The organism is Salipiger sp. PrR002 (assembly GCF_010500775.1).
Taxonomy (GTDB): Bacteria; Pseudomonadota; Alphaproteobacteria; order Rhodobacterales; family Rhodobacteraceae; genus Salipiger.
The window spans coordinates 231948-251755 of sequence record NZ_JAAGOU010000004.1; the positions used below are offsets into that span (position 1 = coordinate 231948).

General features: G+C 64.3%; 13 protein-coding genes, 2 tRNA genes, 2 pseudogenes and 1 other annotated feature. Of the genes and pseudogenes, 7 read left to right on the forward strand and 10 right to left on the reverse strand.

Translation table 11 applies throughout. The annotated features are described in order from the left end of the window. The first annotated feature begins 127 nt into the window (after nt 1–127). Entirely contained in the window at nt 128–880 is a 753-nt protein-coding gene (locus tag G0A00_RS06435; RefSeq protein ID WP_235952914.1) for an SIMPL domain-containing protein, read from the forward strand. Nucleotides 881–964: 84 nt separating this feature from the next. Here G0A00_RS06435 and G0A00_RS06440 read toward each other — a convergent pair whose 3' ends face one another. From G0A00_RS06440 to G0A00_RS06480, 9 genes are all read right to left on the reverse strand, one after another. After that, nucleotides 965–2080: a hypothetical protein gene (locus G0A00_RS06440; protein ID WP_164179485.1), complete on the reverse strand. Its 1116-nt coding sequence runs from the start codon at nt 2078–2080 to the stop codon at nt 965–967. A gap of 158 nt (nt 2081–2238) precedes the next feature. Next, nucleotides 2239–4227 (reverse strand): vanadium-dependent haloperoxidase, encoded by a 1989-nt coding sequence (locus G0A00_RS06445; RefSeq protein ID WP_164179487.1) that lies wholly within the window; start codon nt 4225–4227, stop codon nt 2239–2241. Between the two features lie 233 nt (nt 4228–4460). Next, nucleotides 4461–5582, reverse strand: a complete 1122-nt coding sequence (locus tag G0A00_RS06450) for a WD40/YVTN/BNR-like repeat-containing protein (protein ID WP_368667670.1) — start codon at nt 5580–5582, stop codon at nt 4461–4463. 120 nt (nt 5583–5702) lie between these two features. Further along, nucleotides 5703–6716: a hypothetical protein gene (locus tag G0A00_RS06455; protein WP_164179489.1), complete on the reverse strand. Its 1014-nt coding sequence runs from the start codon at nt 6714–6716 to the stop codon at nt 5703–5705. 159 nt (nt 6717–6875) lie between these two features. Then, the gene (locus G0A00_RS06460) at nt 6876–7568 is read right to left on the reverse strand and encodes a metal-dependent hydrolase (protein ID WP_164179491.1); all 693 of its coding nucleotides are present in this window, start codon (nt 7566–7568) and stop codon (nt 6876–6878) included. Between the two features lie 225 nt (nt 7569–7793). Next, nucleotides 7794–9311, reverse strand: coding sequence for an aldehyde dehydrogenase (gene adh, locus G0A00_RS06465; RefSeq protein WP_066108612.1), 1518 nt, complete (start codon nt 9309–9311; stop codon nt 7794–7796). Between the two features lie 162 nt (nt 9312–9473). Then, nucleotides 9474–10427: a GAF domain-containing protein gene (locus tag G0A00_RS06470; RefSeq protein WP_164179511.1), complete on the reverse strand. Its 954-nt coding sequence runs from the start codon at nt 10425–10427 to the stop codon at nt 9474–9476. A 219-nt stretch (nt 10428–10646) separates the two neighbouring features. Beyond that, the gene (locus G0A00_RS06475) at nt 10647–11630 is read right to left on the reverse strand and encodes a glutathione S-transferase family protein (protein ID WP_164179493.1); all 984 of its coding nucleotides are present in this window, start codon (nt 11628–11630) and stop codon (nt 10647–10649) included. A 4-nt stretch (nt 11631–11634) separates the two neighbouring features. Next, nucleotides 11635–12447: a VOC family protein gene (locus G0A00_RS06480; protein WP_164179495.1), complete on the reverse strand. Its 813-nt coding sequence runs from the start codon at nt 12445–12447 to the stop codon at nt 11635–11637. A 144-nt stretch (nt 12448–12591) separates the two neighbouring features. Here G0A00_RS06480 and G0A00_RS06485 point away from each other — a divergent pair, with 144 nt between their 5' ends. Further along, nucleotides 12592–13488, forward strand: coding sequence for a LysR family transcriptional regulator (locus tag G0A00_RS06485; RefSeq protein ID WP_066108621.1), 897 nt, complete (start codon nt 12592–12594; stop codon nt 13486–13488). A 16-nt stretch (nt 13489–13504) separates the two neighbouring features. On the opposite strand, the gene lipB is transcribed toward G0A00_RS06485, so the two are convergent. After that, nucleotides 13505–14224: a lipoyl(octanoyl) transferase LipB gene (gene lipB / locus G0A00_RS06490; RefSeq protein WP_368667671.1), complete on the reverse strand. Its 720-nt coding sequence runs from the start codon at nt 14222–14224 to the stop codon at nt 13505–13507. A 244-nt stretch (nt 14225–14468) separates the two neighbouring features. Between lipB and G0A00_RS06495 the strand changes: the two genes are divergently transcribed. From G0A00_RS06495 to G0A00_RS06515, 5 genes and pseudogenes are all read left to right on the forward strand, one after another. Continuing rightward, nucleotides 14469–14555 (forward strand) — tRNA-Leu (locus tag G0A00_RS06495). 755 nt (nt 14556–15310) lie between these two features. Then, nucleotides 15311–16351, forward strand: a pseudogene (locus G0A00_RS06500) (IS3 family transposase); the annotation flags it as partial. Next, nucleotides 15590–15706 (forward strand) — a sequence feature (AL1L pseudoknot). It overlaps the preceding pseudogene by 117 nt. A gap of 45 nt (nt 16352–16396) precedes the next feature. Continuing rightward, a pseudogene (locus G0A00_RS06505) lies at nt 16397–17481 on the forward strand (transposase); the annotation flags it as partial. A gap of 1006 nt (nt 17482–18487) precedes the next feature. After that, nucleotides 18488–18577: transfer RNA gene (locus G0A00_RS06510), tRNA-Ser, on the forward strand. Between the two features lie 62 nt (nt 18578–18639). After that, nucleotides 18640–19808 (forward strand): DUF6538 domain-containing protein (locus G0A00_RS06515; RefSeq protein WP_164179497.1); only part of this gene is annotated, 1169 nt, incomplete at its 3' end.

Genomic DNA, 19808 nt, shown 5'->3' on the forward strand with positions numbered 1-19808 from the left:
CGGGGCTCCTTGCCCTCATCCTACAGCAGGTCTTCGCTCAGCGAAAGAACCGGGCGCTGCCGGGACTTGCCGCGAGGCCCCGCGATACCGACATTGTGAGGCGGACTTCAAGTGAAAGGATGTTTCCATGCGCAGAGTTTCGCGCCCCATGATGCGCCCAAAGACGCGCTCGGTGAAAAGCCATGTCGCGCTGATTGCCGCCAGCTGCCTTGCCCTTGCCGCCCCGGCGGTTGCCATGGCGCAGGAGGCGCAGGCGCCGCGGATCACCGTCACCGGTGAGGGTGAAGTGGCCGCCACGCCCGATATGGCGCGGGTCAGCCTTGGGATCACTGCGCAGAACGCCAAGGCGGATGCGGCGATGAACGAGGCCTCGCAGGTGGCCGAGACGCTGATCGCCCGGCTTGATGAATTGGGGATCGAGGCGCGCGACCGGCAAAGTTCGGACATCTCGCTGCGGCCGCTCTGGTCGGGTGGCAACGATGGCACAGAGCGGGTGATCAGCGGCTTTGAGGCGGGCAACCAGCTGAGCGTGCGGGTGCGCGATCTGGACCGGCTCGGCGAGGTGCTGGGCGCGGTGCTTGAAGACGGGGCGAACCAGCTGTCGGGGCTGAGCTTTGGCCTGCAGGATCCAAAGCCGGTGATGGAAGACGCGCGCCGCGCGGCGGTTGAGGACGCGATGCAGAAGGCCCGCGTTCTGGCCGAGGCGGCGGGGCTGAGCCTCGGGCCGGTGCTCTCGATCGCCGAGGCCAGTGGCGGCGGGCAGGCCCCCGCACCGATGATGGAGATGGCGCGCGCCTCCGCGGTGCCCGTGGCGGCGGGCGAAACGGTGCTGAGCACGCAGGTCACCATGGTCTTTGAACTGGGCGAGGCGGCGGAGTAAATCGCCGTCCCCGCGGGGACAGTGCCAAAGCGGCGGCCCTATTGATTGTCCCCGCGGATCCCTGTCCCCGCGGGGACACCCATCTCAGGAGGTGGGTTTGGGCGTGACCGTGCTCCCGGCGGTGCGCAGGTCCACGATCTTTTTGAAGAGGTCGAACCAGAACTGCGCGCCCAGCGTGACCCCGAAGGCGATGAGCACCCAGCCGATGACCTGCGGCACTGAGGGCGGCGACAGAGTTTCGCCCTCTTCACAGGCGAGCTCGGGCAGGTCTTGTAGCCAAGGGCCTCTGTTTTTGACTCTGCCTTCGCCTTTGTCGTTGCCTTCGACTTCAGCCAAGGCGACGCAGGTCCAGCCCAGCGGCACCTCAAGCTTGCCCAGCGAGGCAATGGCAGCGTCATAGGCTGTCTGATCCGGGTCGGTGCTTCCGGCAAGGCCCTTTTCTTCAAGATCTTCTATGAGGGCTTTCGCCACTTCGGTACGTGCAGGCAGCGACTCTTCCGCCATCAACTGTTCGGTATAGCCGAGGAGGTCGATGTTCGAGCCCGCCGCCAGCACAAGGCCGATCACAAAGAGCATCTTGCGTGTGCTGCGCAGATACCACCCCTGCGCGCGGGCGATGAGTTCGGCGTATTCCTCTTCGATCCGCGCCCGCTGCCGGTCAAGTGTGGTGCGGAACTCTTCCATCTCGCTGTCGATCAGCGCCGAGAGGTCTGCCACCTTGCGCAGCGCAATCTGCCGGTTCAACTCGCCAATCGGCAGCGCCGAGAGGCTCTGTTCGAGAAGCGCGCGATAGGCGTCGCGCTCCTGGTTGGCCCGGGCTTCGAGCTCGGCCATCTCGTCGGGGTCGAGTAGCACGGCAAGGACGGAAAGCGCGGCCTGCCGGGGCTCGATCGCCGAGGGACGCCGCCTGATCGATGTGATGGTTCCCGAAAGGCTGCGTGGACGCATTAAAGCCTCTATCTCCGGCCGATTGTAGAAGGCGTTCACTAGATCAGGCTCAGGAGAGACTTTCTGGCCGGTGCCCTTCGCCCTTTTCTTCTCGCGCTCCAATAGATTGTGGATCACCTGTGCCAGCGTTTTGCCACGCAGATTGCGCAGGTTGTCGGCGATGGCCTCATTGATGGCGGTGGCGAGAAGGGTGAAAACGACCATAATCGCAAGGACGCAGATCGCGGCGTCGAAGAGCGCAGGAAGCGACATTGCAGTCTCCATCGGTTTTTGTCGGCAAGTTTCTTGGCGAATTGGTCCCGATCACAGTGCGGACGGACTACTAAGGAGCTGTTAACCAAGATCGGGCAGCGCGCGGGGGCGGCATAGGGCAGCCCCCGGCTGGCTGTACGAGCGTGCAGATGTGGGCCTCAGGTGAAGAAGGGGGAGACCCCGCCGGAGGTGATGACCACAGGCTCTGCCGCTTCATCGAAGGGTTTCACCGTCATCTCAAAACGGTCCTTGGTGTAGCACAGCGCCTGTTCCTGCAGGATACCGAGGGCAACCTTCTCGCCCATGCGCAGGCTGTCGTAATAGTCGGTGAAATAGTGCACGCCCGCCATGTTGCGGCCGATCGAGATATTGGCGGCCAGCTTGTTCAACTCGCTCTCGAGTTTGAGGGGCTCGGGTGCGTTCTCGATGCTGAGATGGCCCGTGCCGTCCGCAGCGGCAACGAAGTGCACGTGGCGCAGAACATCGACGGCGGCAGGGCGCTGGAAGCCAATCTTCGGCGCGGCATCAGGCTTTTCGAGCGGGCGATATTCCACCAGTTCGGCATCAGTATCGAAGAAGGCCTTGAGGATGGTCACGCAGGCCCCTGCGACGGTGGCGTGACCGGCACCATAGGCCGGGTGCATGGGCGAGCCCTCTTTGAAGGCCATGGGCAGCAGCACCGTGTTCGCTTCCGCGACGCTCTGGTTGTGCGCGCGGATCTTGCTCAGCAGGCTGGGGGTGCCTGCCGTCGGGGTGTCGAGCTTTCCGCGCATGGTCTGGAATAGATCAATCCCGGTGGCGTCGTGGATATCGTCCGCCTTGTGGATGCGCCCGGCCAGCGCCTCGGGGCGCAGGCGGCGGTGGTTGTTGAACTTCTGGAAGCGCACGGCCTTGAGCGCGCGGGTCGCCACCTCGGTGACCAGCGTCAGCACATGCGGCCCACCCCAGAGCGCGAAGCCGCCGGTGCCGTGGTGCTTGTATTTGCCCATGCCGGAAAGATGGTCGAACCCCGTGTCAAAGGGCGCTTCCTGTCCCAGCAGGATCAGGCAGGCGTTGAGATAGGCCTGATAGAGCGCGTCGAAATGCACATAGGTCGCCATGTCGCGGGGCGTGGTGATGAAACGCGGGTCGCCCGCGGTGAAGGACTGTTTCTCATCGCCGGGCACATTGGCGCCGTTCTGAATTTCCAGAAAGCTGCCCTCGTCCATCATGTAGTCGTCGCATTCCTTCGCCTGAGGCACGCGCTGGTCGATGCGCTGGGCGCCGTAGGCGATCAAGCCCTTTTCGGGAGTGGACTTCTTTCCGACAGTCTCGGAACCCATCAGCAGGAATTGCGACAGATAGGGGCCGGTCTCGACGCCGCGGGTCGAGCCGCGAAAGATCGTGCTGCGGGTGACCGCGCCGGGCTGGCCGGGCTCGGGGAAGGGTTTGCGCGGGCGGGCGGGGATGTCGTCGGGACCGCCGTCGAGCTCGCCATCGGACAGGGCCGCCTGTCGCGCGGCTTTGTTAGGGGCGTCCGGCGCAAGCGGATAGCCCGCTTCGCTGGGATAGCCTTTGGTGGCGTATTCAAGCGCATTCAGCCGCGCCACCGCTGCGTCGATGAGGGCGCTTTTTTCCGGGTCCGCATCGGCAGGCGGAGTGTCAGTGAACAGCGCGAAGGGCACGTCGCGCAGCAGGGCAAGCTCGTAGACCTCTGCCATCTCGTAGGTGAGCTGCGCCGAGCCGAGACGGGGCGGCGGCGGCATCGTGACGGCCTGCGGGTCGGGGCCCTGAAGCTCGAAGACATGGCCCGCGGTGGGGGCCTCCCATTGTCGGTAGTCGCGGCCTTCGGCGGCGGCAATCGCACTGGCATCATTGAGGCCTAGGGTGAAGAAGTCGACCACGCCTCTGGCGATAAAATGCCGGAACCTGTCGAAATGATCCGGGTCCTGCACAAGAAACGTCGTGCAATTGTGTTTCAGCCCTTTGGTGAAGCTCATGGAGAAATGAAGCGGCTTGGTCGGGTCCTGCCGCCGCTCCAGTTCCTCGTCACCATTTTGGCGATGCTCTTCGGGGCCGCGGTCGGCGGCGATGCTTGTTGCATAGTTGCGGATCGCTTGGGAAAATGTCTTTCGGGCTTTGGGGTCGTCAATGAGCGTGCCGGGCATTTCGAAAACCTCTGAAATTGCTTTGGATGAATGAAATTGGCGCTCTGCGGAATAAATGAGTGCGCGGCTCTATTACTCGCGCAAACATATCACGGCACGCGCAGCCCCGAAGTCGGGGATTCATCCTGCTGAATGGAGGTTTTCCGGACTTCCGCTTTGAAGCATCGGCGCAGGAAACTGTATTTCGGTGCGAAATTGAGGCGCTGGGCGGTTTGGCCCTCAGGCGCGGGGCATCACCTCGACGCAGAGTACCGTGGGCAGGTGGCGCACCAGTTCGTCCCAGCTGTCGCCCTCGTCGGAGGAACCGAAGACCGAGCCCGAGTTGGTGCCGAAATAGACCCCGGCGGGGCTGGCGCTGTCCACCGCCATGGCCTGTCGCAGCACGGTGAAGAAACAGCCCTCTTGCGGCAGGCCTGCCAGCTTTCGCCACCATCGCGCGAGCGCCAGACGGCGGCGCTGGCCTCGGGCGGGAAACGTCCGGCCATGTCGCCGTTAAGGGGCAGCGTCCAGATCGTGTCGGGATCGCTTGGGTGCACGCCGATGGGAAAGCCGAAGGTCGAGGGCAGCCCGTCGGTGATCTCGTCCCAGCTGCGCCCGCCATCGCGCGATCGGTACACGCCATGGTGGTTCTGCTGGTAGAGCAGGTCGGCCTCGCCCGCCGCGCGGTCCATGTTGTGCACGCAATGCCCGGTCTCATGCCCGTCCCCGGCGGCGGGGTGGCTGCTGGGCTTGGCGGGGGCGTTGGAGCGGCGGTTGCGGCGCTCCCACGTGGTGCCGCCGTCCTCGGTGGCAAAGACCCCGGCGGCAGAGATCGCCAGCCACATGCGTTTCGGATCGGCGGGATCGGTGACGATCGTGTGCAGGGTCAGCCCTGCGGCGCCGGGGTTCCAGCTGTCGGCAGAGGGGTGGTTGCGCAGGCTCTCGATCTCGTCCCAGCTGTCGCCGCCATCGCTGCTGGCATAGAGCGCGGCGGGTTTGCCGCCCGCGTAGAGCTTGCCCGGCGTGGCTTTCAGCGACCAGAGCGCCTGCAACTGCCCGGTGAAGGGCGCCGGGCCGGAGGGCGCGACGCCAAGCTGCGCGGCAAGCTCGGGGTCGGCGGCCATCCATTCGTCCATCTGCCCGCCCGCAAGTTTCGACAGCTGCCAGCCGCTGGAGCCGTTGCGCCGCCAGACGCCCGCACCGAACCATTCGTTGCCGCCCGCCGCCCAGATGGTGCCGCTTTCCGCGTCGCCTGCCATATGGTTGATCGGCCAGCCCGCGCAGAAGGGGCCCTCGGCGGTCCAGCCGGTGTCGCCTTGGCTGACCACGAAAGCGCCTTTGGTGGTGCCGACGAGAAGCGTGGGTGCGGTGCTCATGGGGTCTCCTCCTGAGATGAGTTGATATCAACGTACCATGAGTCGCGGCGATCCCTGACGGGCATTTGCGGGGCGCGCGAAAAATCGCGGAAGCGGCGCATGGCCCCGGCGCACCAGCGGCTACCGCATCCACAGGCCCGCGCGTTTGAGCGGGTTGCGGATGCCCTGTTCGCGCCGGGGCAGGTCGTCCCGGTCGAACATGGCGCGCACCTTCGCGCCGCGCCCTTGGTAGATGTAGCGCAGGAACGGTTCATGCTCTTTCAGCAGCTTCTTCACCCGGTTGGGCGCGGCGATGGCCTCGAGAAACACCACCAACTCGTCGCTTTCGCGGGCATAGAGCAGGGGCATGGCGCGGTAATGGCAGCTGTGGCTGCCGTCGAGCAGACCCGTCGGCAGGGTGTCCCGCCCGCCGCCGAGCCCGTGGATGACCAAGGGCAGCGCCACCTGATCGAGCCATGGATCGAGGCTCTGGCATTGCAGGGCCTTGGGCGGGTCGTCGCGGATGGTCAGCGCGGTGTCGAGAAAGCGGCGGCCAAAGCGCTGCGGGCATTCGTAGAAGAAAAACCCGGCGTTGAAATAGAGGTAGTGCTGCCAGTAGCCCTCGGGCCAGTGGGGATCGAGCGAGCTGGCGAAATCGAGGCCGAAACGGTCGTAGAGCGATTTCCAGATCTGCGTGTAGCCGGGGCCGTAAAGTTCGATCTGCGGCCATGTCCCCTCGCGCTTCATCGAGGCGGTGGGGCGGGTGAAGTCGAAGGGCACTTCGGACAGATCGCCGGTGATCAGCGTGTCGGTGTCGAAGAAGACGAAGGGCTCGCCCGGCGGCAGCGCGAAGAGCGCCTCGATCTTGTTGCCATAGGGGTAGGCGTGGCCGAAGTGGCGGCTCTCGAAGGGGATGATCTCTGCGCCGAGGTCGCGCAGGATGTCGCAGGCCTCGGGCGACATGCGCGGATCGCCGGGCCAGAGCGGGCCGGGCTGCGGCTCGGCGACGAAGAGCTTTGCGCGGCCCTCGGGGGTGGCGGCGTCCAGCGACAGGGCAAAGAGCACGGCCTCATATTGCAGCCGCCCGGCGTGCCCGACGATGAGGATATTGAGCGGGGTGTCGCGCCCGGTGATTGGTCCGGTGGTGCCTGTCATTCTGCCCGGCCTTTTGCCCGTGTTTGCGGCACTATAGGCACGAAGCGCCGCGCCCGGAAGCGGGGGGTGGCGCAGACGTCTGTGGGCTGTGGCATTGCGGGCAGAGTGGCGCCCCGCCCGGCGGCTTCGCCTTGTTCCGGGCAGGGCGGCGCAGAAGCCTCAGAGGGTGATGGGCAGCATCACCTCGGGCTCGATCACCTGCACGCCGGGCAGACCTTCGGCCAGCTTGGCGGCGGATTGCTCGAGCGCCGGGAAGGTGCGGTAGTGGCCGGGGATGACCGTGTCGAAATCGAAATAGGTTTTCGACGCCCAGGCCGCCATCTCCATGTCCATCGTATAGTACCCCCCGGCGCTGAGGATGCCGATGTCGGGTTTGTAGTACTGACCGATCCACGCCATGTCGGCCATGATCGTGGTGTCGCCCGAGAAGTAGATGGTCTTGCCTTCGCCCTTGATGATGAAGCCGGTTTCCATGCCCGCGTATTTGGGGCCTTCGTCGGTGGGCAGCGACGAGCTGTGCGAGGCGGGCACCATGCCGACGCTGACATTGCCGAAGCTGATCGTGCCGCCCTTGTTGAAGGCGTGGCCCTCGACCGCGCCCTTGCCGTGCAGCTGGCCGGCCAGTTCCACCATGCCCGAGACCGGCGCCTTGGTGCGCTGGCTCACCTCGACGGCGTTGTCGGTGTGGTCGAAATGGCCGTGGGTGATGAGGATCTGCGTCACATCCTTCAGCGCGTCTTCGACGCGGTCTTCGGGGAAGACGGGGTTGCCGATGACCCAAGGGTCGATCAGCAGGACCTGATCCTCGATCTCGATGCGGAAGCTGCCGTGGCCAAGCCAGATGATGTTCATGGAATCTCTCCGTAACCTTGCGTCATGTCGGGTTGGCACGGAGGGTAGCACGGGGAAAATGACGGGCAAGCAAAGGGGTGGTGGTGCTCGCGCTGGCGCGAGCGTGGTGACAGTTGGTGCTAGAAAGAGAACTGCCGACCAGAGGGGAGGCCCTGGCCGGCAGACCCTGATCCGCTCCCATCACGGGGTGGGAGGCGCGGGGAGCGGATCATCCGATGCCGGGCTTCAGAAGAAGCCCAGCTTGTTGGGGTTGTAGCTGACCAGCATGTTCTTGGTCTGCTGATAGTGGTCGAGCATCATCTTGTGGTTCTCGCGTCCGACGCCCGATTGCTTGTAGCCGCCAAAGGCCGCGTGGGCGGGATAGGCGTGGTAGTTGTTCACCCAGACCCGGCCCGCCTCGATGGCGCGGCCAAAGCGGTAGGCGCGGGTGCCGTCGCGGGTCCAGACGCCAGCGCCGAGGCCGTACATCGTGTCATTGGCGATGGCGAGCGCCTCGGCCTCGTCCTTGAATGTGGTGACAGAGACCACCGGGCCAAAGATTTCCTCTTGGAAGACCCGCATCTTGTTGTGGCCCTTGAGGATCGTCGGCTCGATGTAAAAGCCGTTCTCCAGACCGTCGATCTGCGCCGCCTTGCCGCCCGTGAGCACCTCGGCCCCTTCCTCGACGCCGATAGTCAGATACGAGAGGATCTTGTCCTGCTGCTCTTGGCTGGCCTGCGCGCCGACCATCGTCGCCATCTCGCGCGGGTCGCCGCGCTGGATCGCCTCGACGCGGGCGATGGCGCGCTTGATGAACTCCTCGTAGATGTCCTCTTGGATGAGCGCGCGGCTCGGGCAGGTGCAGACCTCGCCCTGGTTGAAGGCAAAGAGCACGAAGCCCTCGACCGCCTTGTCGAGGAAGGCGTCATCCTCTGCCATTACGTCCGAGAAGAAGATGTTGGGGGATTTGCCGCCCAGTTCCAGCGTCACCGGGATCAGGTTCTCGGTCGCCGCCTGCATGATCTTGCGGCCGGTCTCGGTGGAGCCGGTGAAGGCGATCTTGGCGATGCGCGGGCTGCTGGCGAGCGGCGCGCCCACTTCGGCGCCCATGCCGTTGACCACATTGAGCACGCCGTCCGGCAGCAGATCGGCGATGCATTCGATCAGCACCATGATCGCGGCGGGGGTCTGCTCGGCGGGTTTGAGCACGATGCAATTGCCCGCGGCGAGCGCGGGGGCGAGCTTCCATGCGGCCATCAGCACCGAGAAGTTCCACGGGATGATCTGCCCGACCACGCCGAGCGGCTCGTGGAAGTGATAGGCCACGGTGTCGTGGTCGATCTCGGACATATTGCCTTCCTGCGCCCGCAGCACGCCCGCGAAATAGCGGAAGTGATCGACCGAGAGCGGGATATCGGCGGCGGTGGTTTCGCGGATCGGCTTGCCGTTGTCCCATGTTTCGGCGGTGGCGATGAACTCGAGGTTCTCTTCGATGCGGTCGGCGATCTTCAGCAGGATGTTGGAGCGTTCGGTGGCCGAGGTCTTGCCCCACGCCTCGCGCGCCGCATGGGCGGCGTCGAGCGCCAATTCCACGTCCTCGGCGGTGGAGCGGGCCACTTCGCAGACCTTCGCGCCGGTGATCGGGGTGATGTTGTCGAAATACTGGCCTTTCACCGGGGGGGTGAACTTGCCGCCGATGAAGTTGTCGTAACGGGTGCGGAAGGGCGACGTGTAGTCTGCCGCGACCTGAGTCATCTCGTTCATGGGGTATCCTCCTCAAAGCCCGGTCCTCCACCGGGGCATGAAAGGAGTGTGCGAGGGGAATGCGCGTTCGTCAGCCGGGGGCGGAGCGGTCGCGGGGGCAAGCTGTCTCGCTGGTGAGACAGGTTCGCGTGGGGAGATGAGGGGGCAGGGCGGGCGCTGCGCTTACGACAGGCCCAGCTTCTTCATACGGCGGTAGAAGGTGGCGCGGCCAACGCCGAGCATGCGCGCGGCCTCGGAGACATTGCCCTGCGTGCGGGCGAGGGCGCGAACCATGGCGGCGCGCTCGGCGCGCTCGAATCCCGAGGTTTCATCCTCGCGTCCGAAGAGATCGCTGGCCGGGCGCGCTGGCAGCGGGCCGGTGCTCGCCAGCCCGAAGGAGCGGCGCGCGGCGCGGGTGGCACCCTGCACCAGATCGTCGCGGTCCACCGCCAGCAGCACCGAAGCCTCGCTGTCCTCGGCATCTGCGACGATGATGCGCGCCTCGGGGAAGGCGGCGCGGAAGGTGTCGGCCTCGATCTGCCGGGCGGTCTGGGCGACCATGGCGGCGATCAGCCGGTTGAAGGCCTCGGTCTGATCAGCGCGGGCGGAAGAGACGTCGAGCGCGCCGATCAACTCGCCCTCGGGGCCGAAGATCGGCGCGTCCATGCAGCTCATCGCGGTGTTGCGGGCGTGGAAATGCTCGTCGCGGTGAATCACCACGCGGCGCGCCTCGGCGATACAGGTGCCGATGCCATTGGTGCCCTCGGAGGCCTCGGACCAGTCCGAGCCGGGGGTGAGCCCCCATGCGCGGAACACCCCCATGTCGCTGTCACCGGCGCGAAGATCGAGCACAACGCCCTCGGCATCGGTGAGCAGCACGCCGCAGCCGGAACTGCCGAGCATCTGATGCAGCGCGTCGAGCTTTGGCATGGCGACGCGCAACATCACCTCCGAGCGTTCGATCCGTTCGGCGAGCGCCTGCTGGGTGATCGTCTGCACGCCGTCCTTCTGCGCCGGATCGAGACCGTGATGCGACAGCGACCGGCGCCACGACGCGGCCAGCCGCGAGCGCGCGGCGGCGGCGGGGTCGGTGGCGGTTTCCACCACGCGGGCGGCGTGCCGGGATGCGGTCGTCATGATGCAGACGTCATGGGCATTGTCCTCCGAAGGGAGACGATACAGCATGATCGGCCTTCGCCAAGTCACATTTCCGGTCACGGGGTTGGGGCGCAATTTGTTAAGGCGCAATTTGGCGGTGCTGCGCGTTTGCCCCGCGGCGCGCGTCTGGCCGCGGGGGGATTTGCGTATTTTTAAAGAGAAGAAGGACCTTGGGATCGGGCCCCCGCGGTGGGAGGCTCAGGCGAGCGCGGCTTTGGCGGCGGCGATCTGCGCCTCCAGCCCGGCGGGGCCGGCGGGGATGATGCGCGGCGGGTTGAGCGCCTTGATGCCATAATAGCCCGCCTTGATGTGATCGAGGTCTACCGTCTCGGCGATACCGCCGGTGCTCAGCATGCGCAGCATATGGGCGTGCATGTGCGGGTGATCCTCGAGCCGCCGGATGTTGCACTTGAAAAGCCCGTGATAGGCCGCGTCGAAGCGGATCGAGGTGACGAAGATGCGGATGTCGGTCTCGGTCAGCCGGTCGCCGAAATAGAACGGACGGCCGTCCGAGAGGCGCGCTTCGATGCGGGCCATCTCGTCGAAAAGCTGGGTCACCGCCTCGTCATAGGCCTCTTGGCTGCTGGCAAAGCCCGCCTTGTAGACGCCGTTGTTGTAGAGCCGGTAGATTTGCGCGCTTTCACGGTCGATCTCTTCCACGAGGTCCTCGGGGGCGAGGCGGAGGCCGGAGGGCGCGATGTCCTCGAAGGCGGTGTCGAACATGCGCACGATGTCGGCGCTTTCATTGTTCACCATGACGCCCTGTTTCTCGTCCCAGAGCACCGGCACCGTGGCGCGGCCCGAGACATGCGGATCGGCGCGGGTGTAAAGCTCGTGCAGGTGGCTTGCGCCGTAGAGCGGGTCTGCATCCGCGCCGGGGAAACCGCCGAAGCTCCAGCCCTGATCGTCGAGCCGCGGGTTGACCACGGTGACCGGGATGATCTCTTCGAGACCCTTGAGCTTGCGGGCGATCAGCGTGCGCGAGGCCCAGGGGCAGATCAGCGCCACATAGAGCCGGTAGCGTCCGGCTTCGGCGGTGAAGCCACCGGTGCCGGTGGGGCCGGCGCTGCCATCGGGGGTGATCCAGTTGCGAAAGCTCGATTCCTGCCGCACGAAGCGGCCTTTCTCGTCGGCTTTTTGCACCGGCTGCCAGTTGGCGGTCCATTTTCCGTCGATCAGCATGGTCTCAGTCCTTCTGGCTCAGGGTGAAGGTGGTGCCCCACGGATCGGTGAGCGGGGTCTCGGCGCGGGAGCGGCTGCGGATCGCGGCGATCTCGTCCCTTGTGCCGCGCAGTTCGATCTCGGTCAGCCCGGTGGCGGGTCCATTGCGCGGCCCGGCGCCGCGACTGTTCCAGATGTTCGAGGCGAGATGGTGGTGATAGCCGCCCGAGCCATAGAAGGTCGCGCCCGGATAGTGGTTGGTCACCGCCATGCCGAGGGTTTCGGCGTAGAAGGCCTCTGCCGGATCGAGGCGGCCCACCTGCAGGTGGACGTGGCCGATGACGGTATCTTCGGGCGCGCCCTGCCACGTCGCGGTGGCGCTGTTCGCCACGTCCTGAAGGTCCAGATGGTTGGTCGCCATTTCGATCTCGCCGCCGCGGTGCGTCCACTGATCGCGCGGGCGGTCGATGTAGATCTCGATGCCGTTGCCCTCGGGGTCGGCCAGATAGAGCGCCTCGCTGACGAGGTGGTCCGACGCGCCCTGCAGCGGGATGCGGGTCTCGGCGGCATGGTGCAGCCAAGCGCCGAGATCGGCGCGCGACGGCAGCAGGAAGGCCACGTGGAAAAGCCCGGCCTCGCGCGGCGAATGGCGCGGCGCGGATTTGTCCTGACGCAGCGCGATGAGGCTGCGGCCATGGGCGCCGAAGCGGGCCTCGGTGCCGTCCTCCGACAGTTTCTCGAGGCCGAGGGCGGATTGGTAGAAGTCGCCGACCTTTGCCAAGTCGTTCACGGTCAGGCTCACCTGTCCGATGTCGAGGGGGGCGTCGCTGGTTGCCATGATGTCTCTCCGTCTGCGGTCCCCGCGGGGCGGGGAAAAGGGTGGGCAGCGCTGGCTGCCGTTGAGAGCAATATGCGGGCTGGCCTTTGTGAAAGAAATGGCGAGTATGTGGTAATACTATCCACATATCGTTCGGAATGAGCCATGGACATCGTCGACCAGATTCGTGCCTTTGTCGCCACCGCGCAGACCGGCTCCTTCACCGCCGCCGCCGAGCGCATGGGGGTGTCGAACCGGCTGACCTCGAAATATGTCGCCGAGCTTGAGGCGCGGCTGGGCACGCGGCTTTTGCAGCGCACCACGCGGCGGGTGGGGCTGACCCCGGCGGGCGAGAAGCTGTTGGTGCGCGCGCCGGCGTGGCTCGAGGAACTCGAAGAGCTGCTCGGTTCGGTGGAGCATGAGGCGCGGGGATTCTCCGGGGTGCTGCGGGTGGCGGCGCCGCTGACCTTCGGAGAGATTTACGCCGCCGATCTGCTGAGCCGCTTCGCTGCGCCGCATCCCGAACTGTCGGTGGAGTTGCGGCTGTCGGATGCCTACACCGACCTTGCCATGGAGGGGATCGATCTGGCCTTTCGCATCGGGCGGCTGACCGACAATACCCTCAAGGCGCGGCGGCTGTGCCGCTTTGGCATGAAGGTGGTGGCCTCTCCTGCCTATGTGGCCGCGCATGGCGCGCCCGAGAGCGCCGAGGCGCTGGCCGGGCACGCCTGCATTCACGACAGCAACCAGCGCAGCCCGCGCTGGCGGTTCGGGGCGGACGGGGCGCTGCGTGAGGTGCAGATCGCCAGCCGCTTTGCCGTGAATAGCGCCCGCGTGGCGCGCGATATGGCGCTGGCAGGGCAGGGGATCGCCTATTGCCCCGAGTTCGTGGTGACCGGCGATCTCGAAGCGGGGCGGCTGGTGGAGCTGCTGGCGCAGGAAGAGAAGCCGCAGCACGATCTGAGCGCGGTTTACCTCGAAGGCGCGATGCTGCCGCGCAAGGTACGCGCGCTGGTGGAGTTTGCCGCCGAGGACGTGAAGACCCACCTGCTGGCGGGCTAGCGCTGGTCTGGCAGGGTCAGGTCTCGCTGGGCCCGATCTCGCGGGGCCCAATCTCGCACGGCGTGGCGCCGAAGGTCTCGTCGAAGCTGCGGCGCAGGGCAACATCGAGATCGTCCATGGTCACCGGCAGGCCGAGGTCGACCAGCGAGGTCACGCCGTAATTGGTGATGCCGCAGGGCACGATGCCACTGAAATGCGACAGATCCGGTTCGACGTTGACCGAGATGCCGTGGAAGCTGACCCATTTGCGCAGGCGGATGCCGATGGCTGCGATCTTGTCCTCGGTCACGCTGCCATCCGCCAGACGCGGCTTGTCGGGCCGCTCGACCCAGACGCCGACACGGCCGTCGCGGATATGGCCGGTGACGTTAAACTCCGCCAGCGCTGCGATCACCCATGCCTCGAGCTGGCGCACGAAGCAGCGCACGTCGCGCCCGCGCTTGGCGACATCGAGCATGACATAGACCACGCGCTGCCCGGGGCCGTGATAGGTGTATTGTCCGCCGCGCTTGGTGTCGAAGACCGGGAAGCGGTCGGGCTCGCGCAGGTCTTCGGGCTTGGCGGAGGTGCCGGCGGTGTAGAGCGGCGGGTGCTCGACCAGCCAGATGAGTTCCTCGGCCTCGCCCGCGGCAATCGCGGCAGCGCGGGCTTCCATGAAGGCGACGGCTTCGTCATAGCCGGTCAGCCCGTCTGTCGTGATCCACTCAACCATGGCAGAGCGATTATGGCGGATCACCGGGCGGGTCAATATGGCGGGCAGCGGCGCTGGCTCTGGCGGCGGCGCTGGGGCGGCGCAGCAGGCCATATGTCCTGCGCAGGATTTGAGGTTTTGGGTGACGTTGGGGGAGGCTCTGCGCTGGATTTCCCTTCTTTGCCGGGGGTTTGGGCTCTGTGGCGAAAACTTTTCAAAGAATATGCGATTTTCCTCTTCACATCCCCCGCGGGCTTCGTTAGAGACCGCCTCACCAAGTCAAGACAGTGCGGTCGTGGCGGAATTGGTAGACGCGCAGCGTTGAGGTCGCTGTGGGGTAACTCCCGTGGAAGTTCGAGTCTTCTCGACCGCACCAACAACTTGCTCACTGCAAGTTCCTGATCTACAAGAAAACCCGAAGAAGTATGGTTTGCCGCAGCATTGCGGACCAAGTGTTTTTGCGCAGACTTTTAGCAGACTTTGCACAAAACGGGGTTTGAGAAGTGGGGAAGGGCGTAGACGGCGCAAGGCTGATCAACGCGACTTGATATTGCTGGAAGCGGACGCCCGAACGACTTGTGAAGGCTTTCGGACTCCCCGAATTTCGGCGCGAGTCCATGAGAAACAAGGGTTCAGATCAAGCTGCACGTCTGCCGCGGGCGTATTGGATCGAGCTGGGCGAACTGACCCGGAAGCTCGACTTCGTGCCTGTGCGTATTCCGGCATAAGGCCACCTAACTACCGTGAACGGAAACGGACCGACGCTGAAGTCGCAGGTAAGTTAGCAGCACTCCCGGCGGATCGAGGCCGACTTACTAGGAAAGCCGGTGACATTCGGGAAGCCGGGGCGGCCATGCGTGAGCAAGAAATCCGCGCGGCGTTTCTCAAGGCTGGGTTTGAGGCCGACTATGCACTCAAGGATGGCATCGGCAAATAATACGACGCAGATGAACGCGAGCTTGAGGAGGCGCAAGGCGCCGCCCCTATTGGTCTGCATGAGAAGAAAGACATGGCCCTGCGGGACGCCCTTACCACTGCCAAAGTGATCGAGCCAACGGCTAACGCCGTCACGGGGCTCTGAGCCGCGCCGGGTCTGACGGAGGCTCCAACTCTTGAGCAGGATGGAGCATCATGAGCAAGACCACGAACAAGTTTTCCCCCGAAGTGCGTGCGCGCGGTGCGGATGGTTCTCGACAACGAGGGCCAGCACGGAACTCGCTGGCACGCGATAACTTCGATCGCAGCGAAGATCGGCTGCTCGGCGAACACGCTGAACGACTGGGTCAAGAAGGCTGAGATCGACAGCGGCAAGCGTTCAGGCGTTCCCAGCGAGATGGCCGAGAGAATGAAGGCGCTGGAGCGGGAGAGCCGCGAACTGCGTCAGGCCAACGAGATACTTCGGAAGGCGTCGGCGTATTTTGCGATGGCGGAGCTCGACCGCCGGTCGAAGTGATCGTGAATTTCATTGAGGCGCATCGTGATGCGCATGGGGTCGAGCCGATCTGCACGGTGCTGCCGATCGCCCCCTCCACCTACTATGATCATCTTGCGAAGCGGGCCAATCCGGCCCGGTTGTCGGACCGTGCCCGTCGTGATGCTGCCCTGCGGCCCGAGATCGAACGCGTCTGGGAGGAGAACTACAAGGTCTACGGCGTCCGCAAGGTCTGGCGGCAGCTTTACCGGGAAGGCTTCGTTGTCGCACGTTGCACGGTGGCACGGCTCATGCGGGACATGGACATCCAGGGCCTTCGCCATTGGGCTCGAACCAATGGCGCCTCAATGGCTCAGTCCGCGGCAAACCGCATCGGACAACGATCCCCGACAAGAAGGCCCCGTGTCCTCTGGACAAGGTGAACCGCGAGTTCCGCGTCCCGGCGCCCAACATGCTCTGGGGTTGTCCATGCAGGCGCCATTGGTCCGAGCCCAATGGACGACGACTTCACCTATGTCGCCACCTGGAAGGGGTTTGTATATGTCGCTTTCGTCATCGACGCCTATGCGCGCAAGATCGTCGGCTGGCGCGCCAGCACCTTGGCGCAGACTGGTTTTGTCCTGGATGCACTGGAGCAGGCAGTCCATGACCGAAGGCCGACAAAGGCCATGGGGCTGGTCCATCATAGCGATCGCGGCTCGCAATATCTGTCCATTCGCTACACCGAAAAGCTGAGCGAGCACTCGCCATTGTCACTCGGACCAATGGCGTGACATGGCTCGTTCCAAGAAGCGTGGATCGGGGGCGTCTCGACCCGGCGCGTCGACGATCTGGTGCAGGCAATGGGGCTCAGCGGCATCTCCAAGAGCACGGTGTCCAAGCTCTGCGAGGAGTGAGCAATGTGGCCGCCATGGTTCGAGACCCATGGCGAACGACGAGCGCGTCGGCGGGTTCCTGAACCGCCCGCTCACCGGAGAATGGCCCTATGACTGGCTCGAAGCCACCTACTTGAAGGTCCGTCAGGGCGGGCGCGTCGCCATCGTTGCTCGAACCGATGGCGCAATCGTTGGCGACTGCCCGTCGCGGCCATAATCGCCGTCGCCGCGAACACGGAGGGGCGGCGCGAGATCATCAGCCTCGGCATCGGCCCCTCGGAAGCCGAGACCTTCTGGACTGAGTTTCTGCGCTCCCTGAAGGCCCGGGGCCTCGGAGGCGTCCGGCTGGTGATCAGCGACGCGCATACCGGCCTCCGGGCCGCCATCTCTCGGGTGTTCGAAGGTGAGGCCCAAAGCCGATCCGGGGGATCGGCGACGGCTGAACGGGCAGCGCTGTCGTGTTCACTGGAAGCGCAATGCCCTGGCACATGTCTCGCGCGGTCAGCGCACCGTCGTCGCCGCACTCGCCTTGCCCTCGGACCAATGGCGGATCAATGGCTCGTTTCGGCAGGCCTTCGATCAGCCCGATCGCTCTCATGCCGGCGAGACCTGGGGCAAGGTGGCAGAACAACTCCGCCCGCGGTGGCTCAAGCTGGCCGATCTCATGGGCGCCAGCGAGCATGATGTCCTGGCCTACATGTCGTTTCCTCGTCAGCACCGCACGAGGCTGCACTCGACCAACCCAATAGAAAGGCTGAACAAAGAGGCGAAGCGCCGCGCCGATGTCGTGGCCGTTCGAGCATTCCCTCGGACGGGTGGCAGGCATGTCCTCACTCCCCAACGAGCCCTCAATCATGCGCCTGATTGGCGCGGTTCTCGTCGAACAGAATGACGAGTGGCAAGCGGCGAGTCGCTACATGATGCCCGAGGCATTCGCCCAGATCGACAAGGAGGATCTCGAGCCCATTCTCAGCATCACAACGAAAGTTGCCTGATCATGCCCTCAGGCCATCCAGGAAATGACACCAGCTTGACGGACGTGACCAGTCTCTGTGCGTCCGCCCTGATAAAGGCCTTCTGCGAAAGGATCGAATGTCATTTGTAATCTCCTTGAATTGGCCGTTCTTCGTGATGACGGAGCAGAAAATGACAACCGCCCATGCAGCATAGCAAATCCAATATTGGTGGGTGGTTGTCATGTTTTCCGTTCTTCGTCGGGGTTGTCATCTATCCGTTTGCGCTGGCCGCAGACCGGACTTCTTGTCAGGGGTCGTAGGCATCGCTGACCTCTCTCCGCGCCACATTGAGGGGTTCGGGGTCCCTGCTGGCGCCTCTCAGGGACGTCTTGCGGTAGGAGGGGACGGACAAGCCGGCCTGCCAGGCGTTCAGCTGGGCCGTCCGCCACAGCAGCGGTTTCTTCCGGAGCGGCACGGGGTCTGGGAAGCTCGCGTCGGGCTTCGCAAGCGCCCGCCGCCGCGCCGAGCGTTCAGACTCGCCAAGGAGGGCAGCCACATCACAGGCCGTGCTGTGCGGAAGCTTGAGCTCCTCCCAGCGATACTGCGGCGGCGGCGCGAGTCCTTCGGCCGCCCAGATCCCATGCCAAGGAAAGCGACCGCGTACCTTACGGACGCCGACAGCGCGGGCGAGCTCGCGCGCGGCGAGGGCAGCCGCCAGTAGTGAGCAAGTTCTTCGAGTTTTGGCGCCCCTGGGCTTTCCTGGCTCGCGCTCATGACCGTGTCTCCTTCCAGAAAGGAGGTCGGATCGATTGCGCCACTCCGGAAACTTTTCCTGAGAGCTCCTCGCAGCATTCTGCTGGCCTTGAGACTCCTTCGGCGTCTGCCGCCCGAACGCGCTTTCTCAGTAGGGGAAATTGACCAGATCTTGCCCAAGCTCGGTGCCTTTCAGTGCCGTTTGAGCCGGTTTTTGGGGTTTTGGTTTTTTTTCGAGAAGAGGCCAGTTTCGCCTTGTGGTCCCTATGTTTGCTTGGCTATACGCGTCAGCGGAGACGTGGCCGAGTGGTCGAAGGCGCTCCCCTGCTAAGGGAGTAGGCGGGAAACCGTCTCGAGGGTTCGAATCCCTTCGTCTCCGCCATCACATCTTGCGAGGCCTTATTTTCAAGGAATCAAGGATGTAGTAGACCTCACGACACTAGAATGGACATTATTTCGGACATTATTGTCGTGTCGAACTACCCCGCAGCAAAACTCGTTCAGGTTAAGGGCAAGTGGTACACTCAAGTTACCATCCCCTCCGACCTCCGCCCCGCGTTTAACGGACGCAAGCAAGAGCGTCGCGGCACCGGCGACCGGGGCGAAGCCGAACGCCGCATGCATGACAAGGCTGCTGAAATCTATGCCGCCTTCGACAAAGCACAGAAAAGCTTTGACCCCGTCGCTCACGCAGCTGGAGAGCTTCTTAAAGAACTTCCCGGCAGGCCGAAGTGGCCGGACACGGCGTGGCAAGATGACGAGGCTGATCAATCCGCCAACGAGCTTCGCGGCCTCGCTGGCAGCGTTCTTCACATGGCAACCGATCCTCGCTTCGTTGACGCCGAAGAAGGACATGCCATCGCTGCTTCGCAGGACCGTGTCGAGGCACTGCTGTGGGCGTTTGAGCAGGAGCTTGCGAAACGGAGGGAAAGCAAAAGCGCTTGTGGCAAGCGGTTCTCGGAAGTGGCGAACCAGTGCCTCAATGCTATCGAGTACAACAGGAAGAAAACTGAGGGTTCATACCGCAAGGCCGCGCAGAAGTTCACCGACTTCGCCAACGACCCCGACATCGCTCAAGTTACCGGACAGACAGCCTTAGAGTTCGTGGAGCATTTGGCATCGAAGCACGCCTACAACACCCTGCAGCGAGACATTGGGACCGTACGGCGTGTTTTCGTATTTGCCCAAGATCAAGCGTGGATTGACGCGAATCCGTTCGCAGACATCTCGCTCAAAGGGAAGGGCAGCAAGGCGATCAAGAGGCAGCCGCTGCGTCGCTCTCAGCTTGAGGCTCTCTTCACTCTTGAAATGTCTGGCGAAGATCGACTTGCCTTGAGCATCCTCGCCGCGACCGGAATGCGCCTCGACGAGGTCGCTCTTCTGGAATGGCAGGACATCAAGAATGAGGGCGGCATCGAATACTTTGACCTCCAGCGCATCGGGAAGATCATCAAGAACAGCAGCTCCGCACGACTGGTCCCTGTTCCTAGCTGTATCGAGTTGCCGCCTCGGGCAAATGGACGCCTCTTCACGTACGCCCTTGGTCTCGACGGTAAAGCGTGTGCAGCGACACCGCTGGTGAAACAGCGCGACATTGCAGGTGGTGATTTTGG

What these genes read in the sequence shown, in the direction of transcription:
- G0A00_RS06460 (WP_164179491.1), bottom strand. Translation starts at nt 7,568, where the DNA reads ATGAACATCATCTGGCTTGGCCACGGCAGCTTCCGCATCGAGATCGAG.
- G0A00_RS06485 (WP_066108621.1), top strand. Translation starts at nt 12,592, where the DNA reads ATGGACATCGTCGACCAGATTCGTGCCTTTGTCGCCACCGCGCAGACC.
- G0A00_RS06480 (WP_164179495.1), bottom strand. Translation starts at nt 12,447, where the DNA reads ATGGCAACCAGCGACGCCCCCCTCGACATCGGACAGGTGAGCCTGACC.
- G0A00_RS06450 (WP_368667670.1), bottom strand. Translation starts at nt 5,582, where the DNA reads ATGAGCACCGCACCCACGCTTCTCGTCGGCACCACCAAAGGCGCTTTC.
- adh (WP_066108612.1), bottom strand. Translation starts at nt 9,311, where the DNA reads ATGAACGAGATGACTCAGGTCGCGGCAGACTACACGTCGCCCTTCCGC.
- G0A00_RS06455 (WP_164179489.1), bottom strand. Translation starts at nt 6,716, where the DNA reads ATGACAGGCACCACCGGACCAATCACCGGGCGCGACACCCCGCTCAAT.
- G0A00_RS06475 (WP_164179493.1), bottom strand. Translation starts at nt 11,630, where the DNA reads ATGCTGATCGACGGAAAATGGACCGCCAACTGGCAGCCGGTGCAAAAA.
- G0A00_RS06470 (WP_164179511.1), bottom strand. Translation starts at nt 10,427, where the DNA reads ATGACGACCGCATCCCGGCACGCCGCCCGCGTGGTGGAAACCGCCACC.
- G0A00_RS06440 (WP_164179485.1), bottom strand. Translation starts at nt 2,080, where the DNA reads ATGTCGCTTCCTGCGCTCTTCGACGCCGCGATCTGCGTCCTTGCGATT.
- G0A00_RS06445 (WP_164179487.1), bottom strand. Translation starts at nt 4,227, where the DNA reads ATGCCCGGCACGCTCATTGACGACCCCAAAGCCCGAAAGACATTTTCC.
- G0A00_RS06435 (WP_235952914.1), top strand. Translation starts at nt 128, where the DNA reads ATGCGCAGAGTTTCGCGCCCCATGATGCGCCCAAAGACGCGCTCGGTG.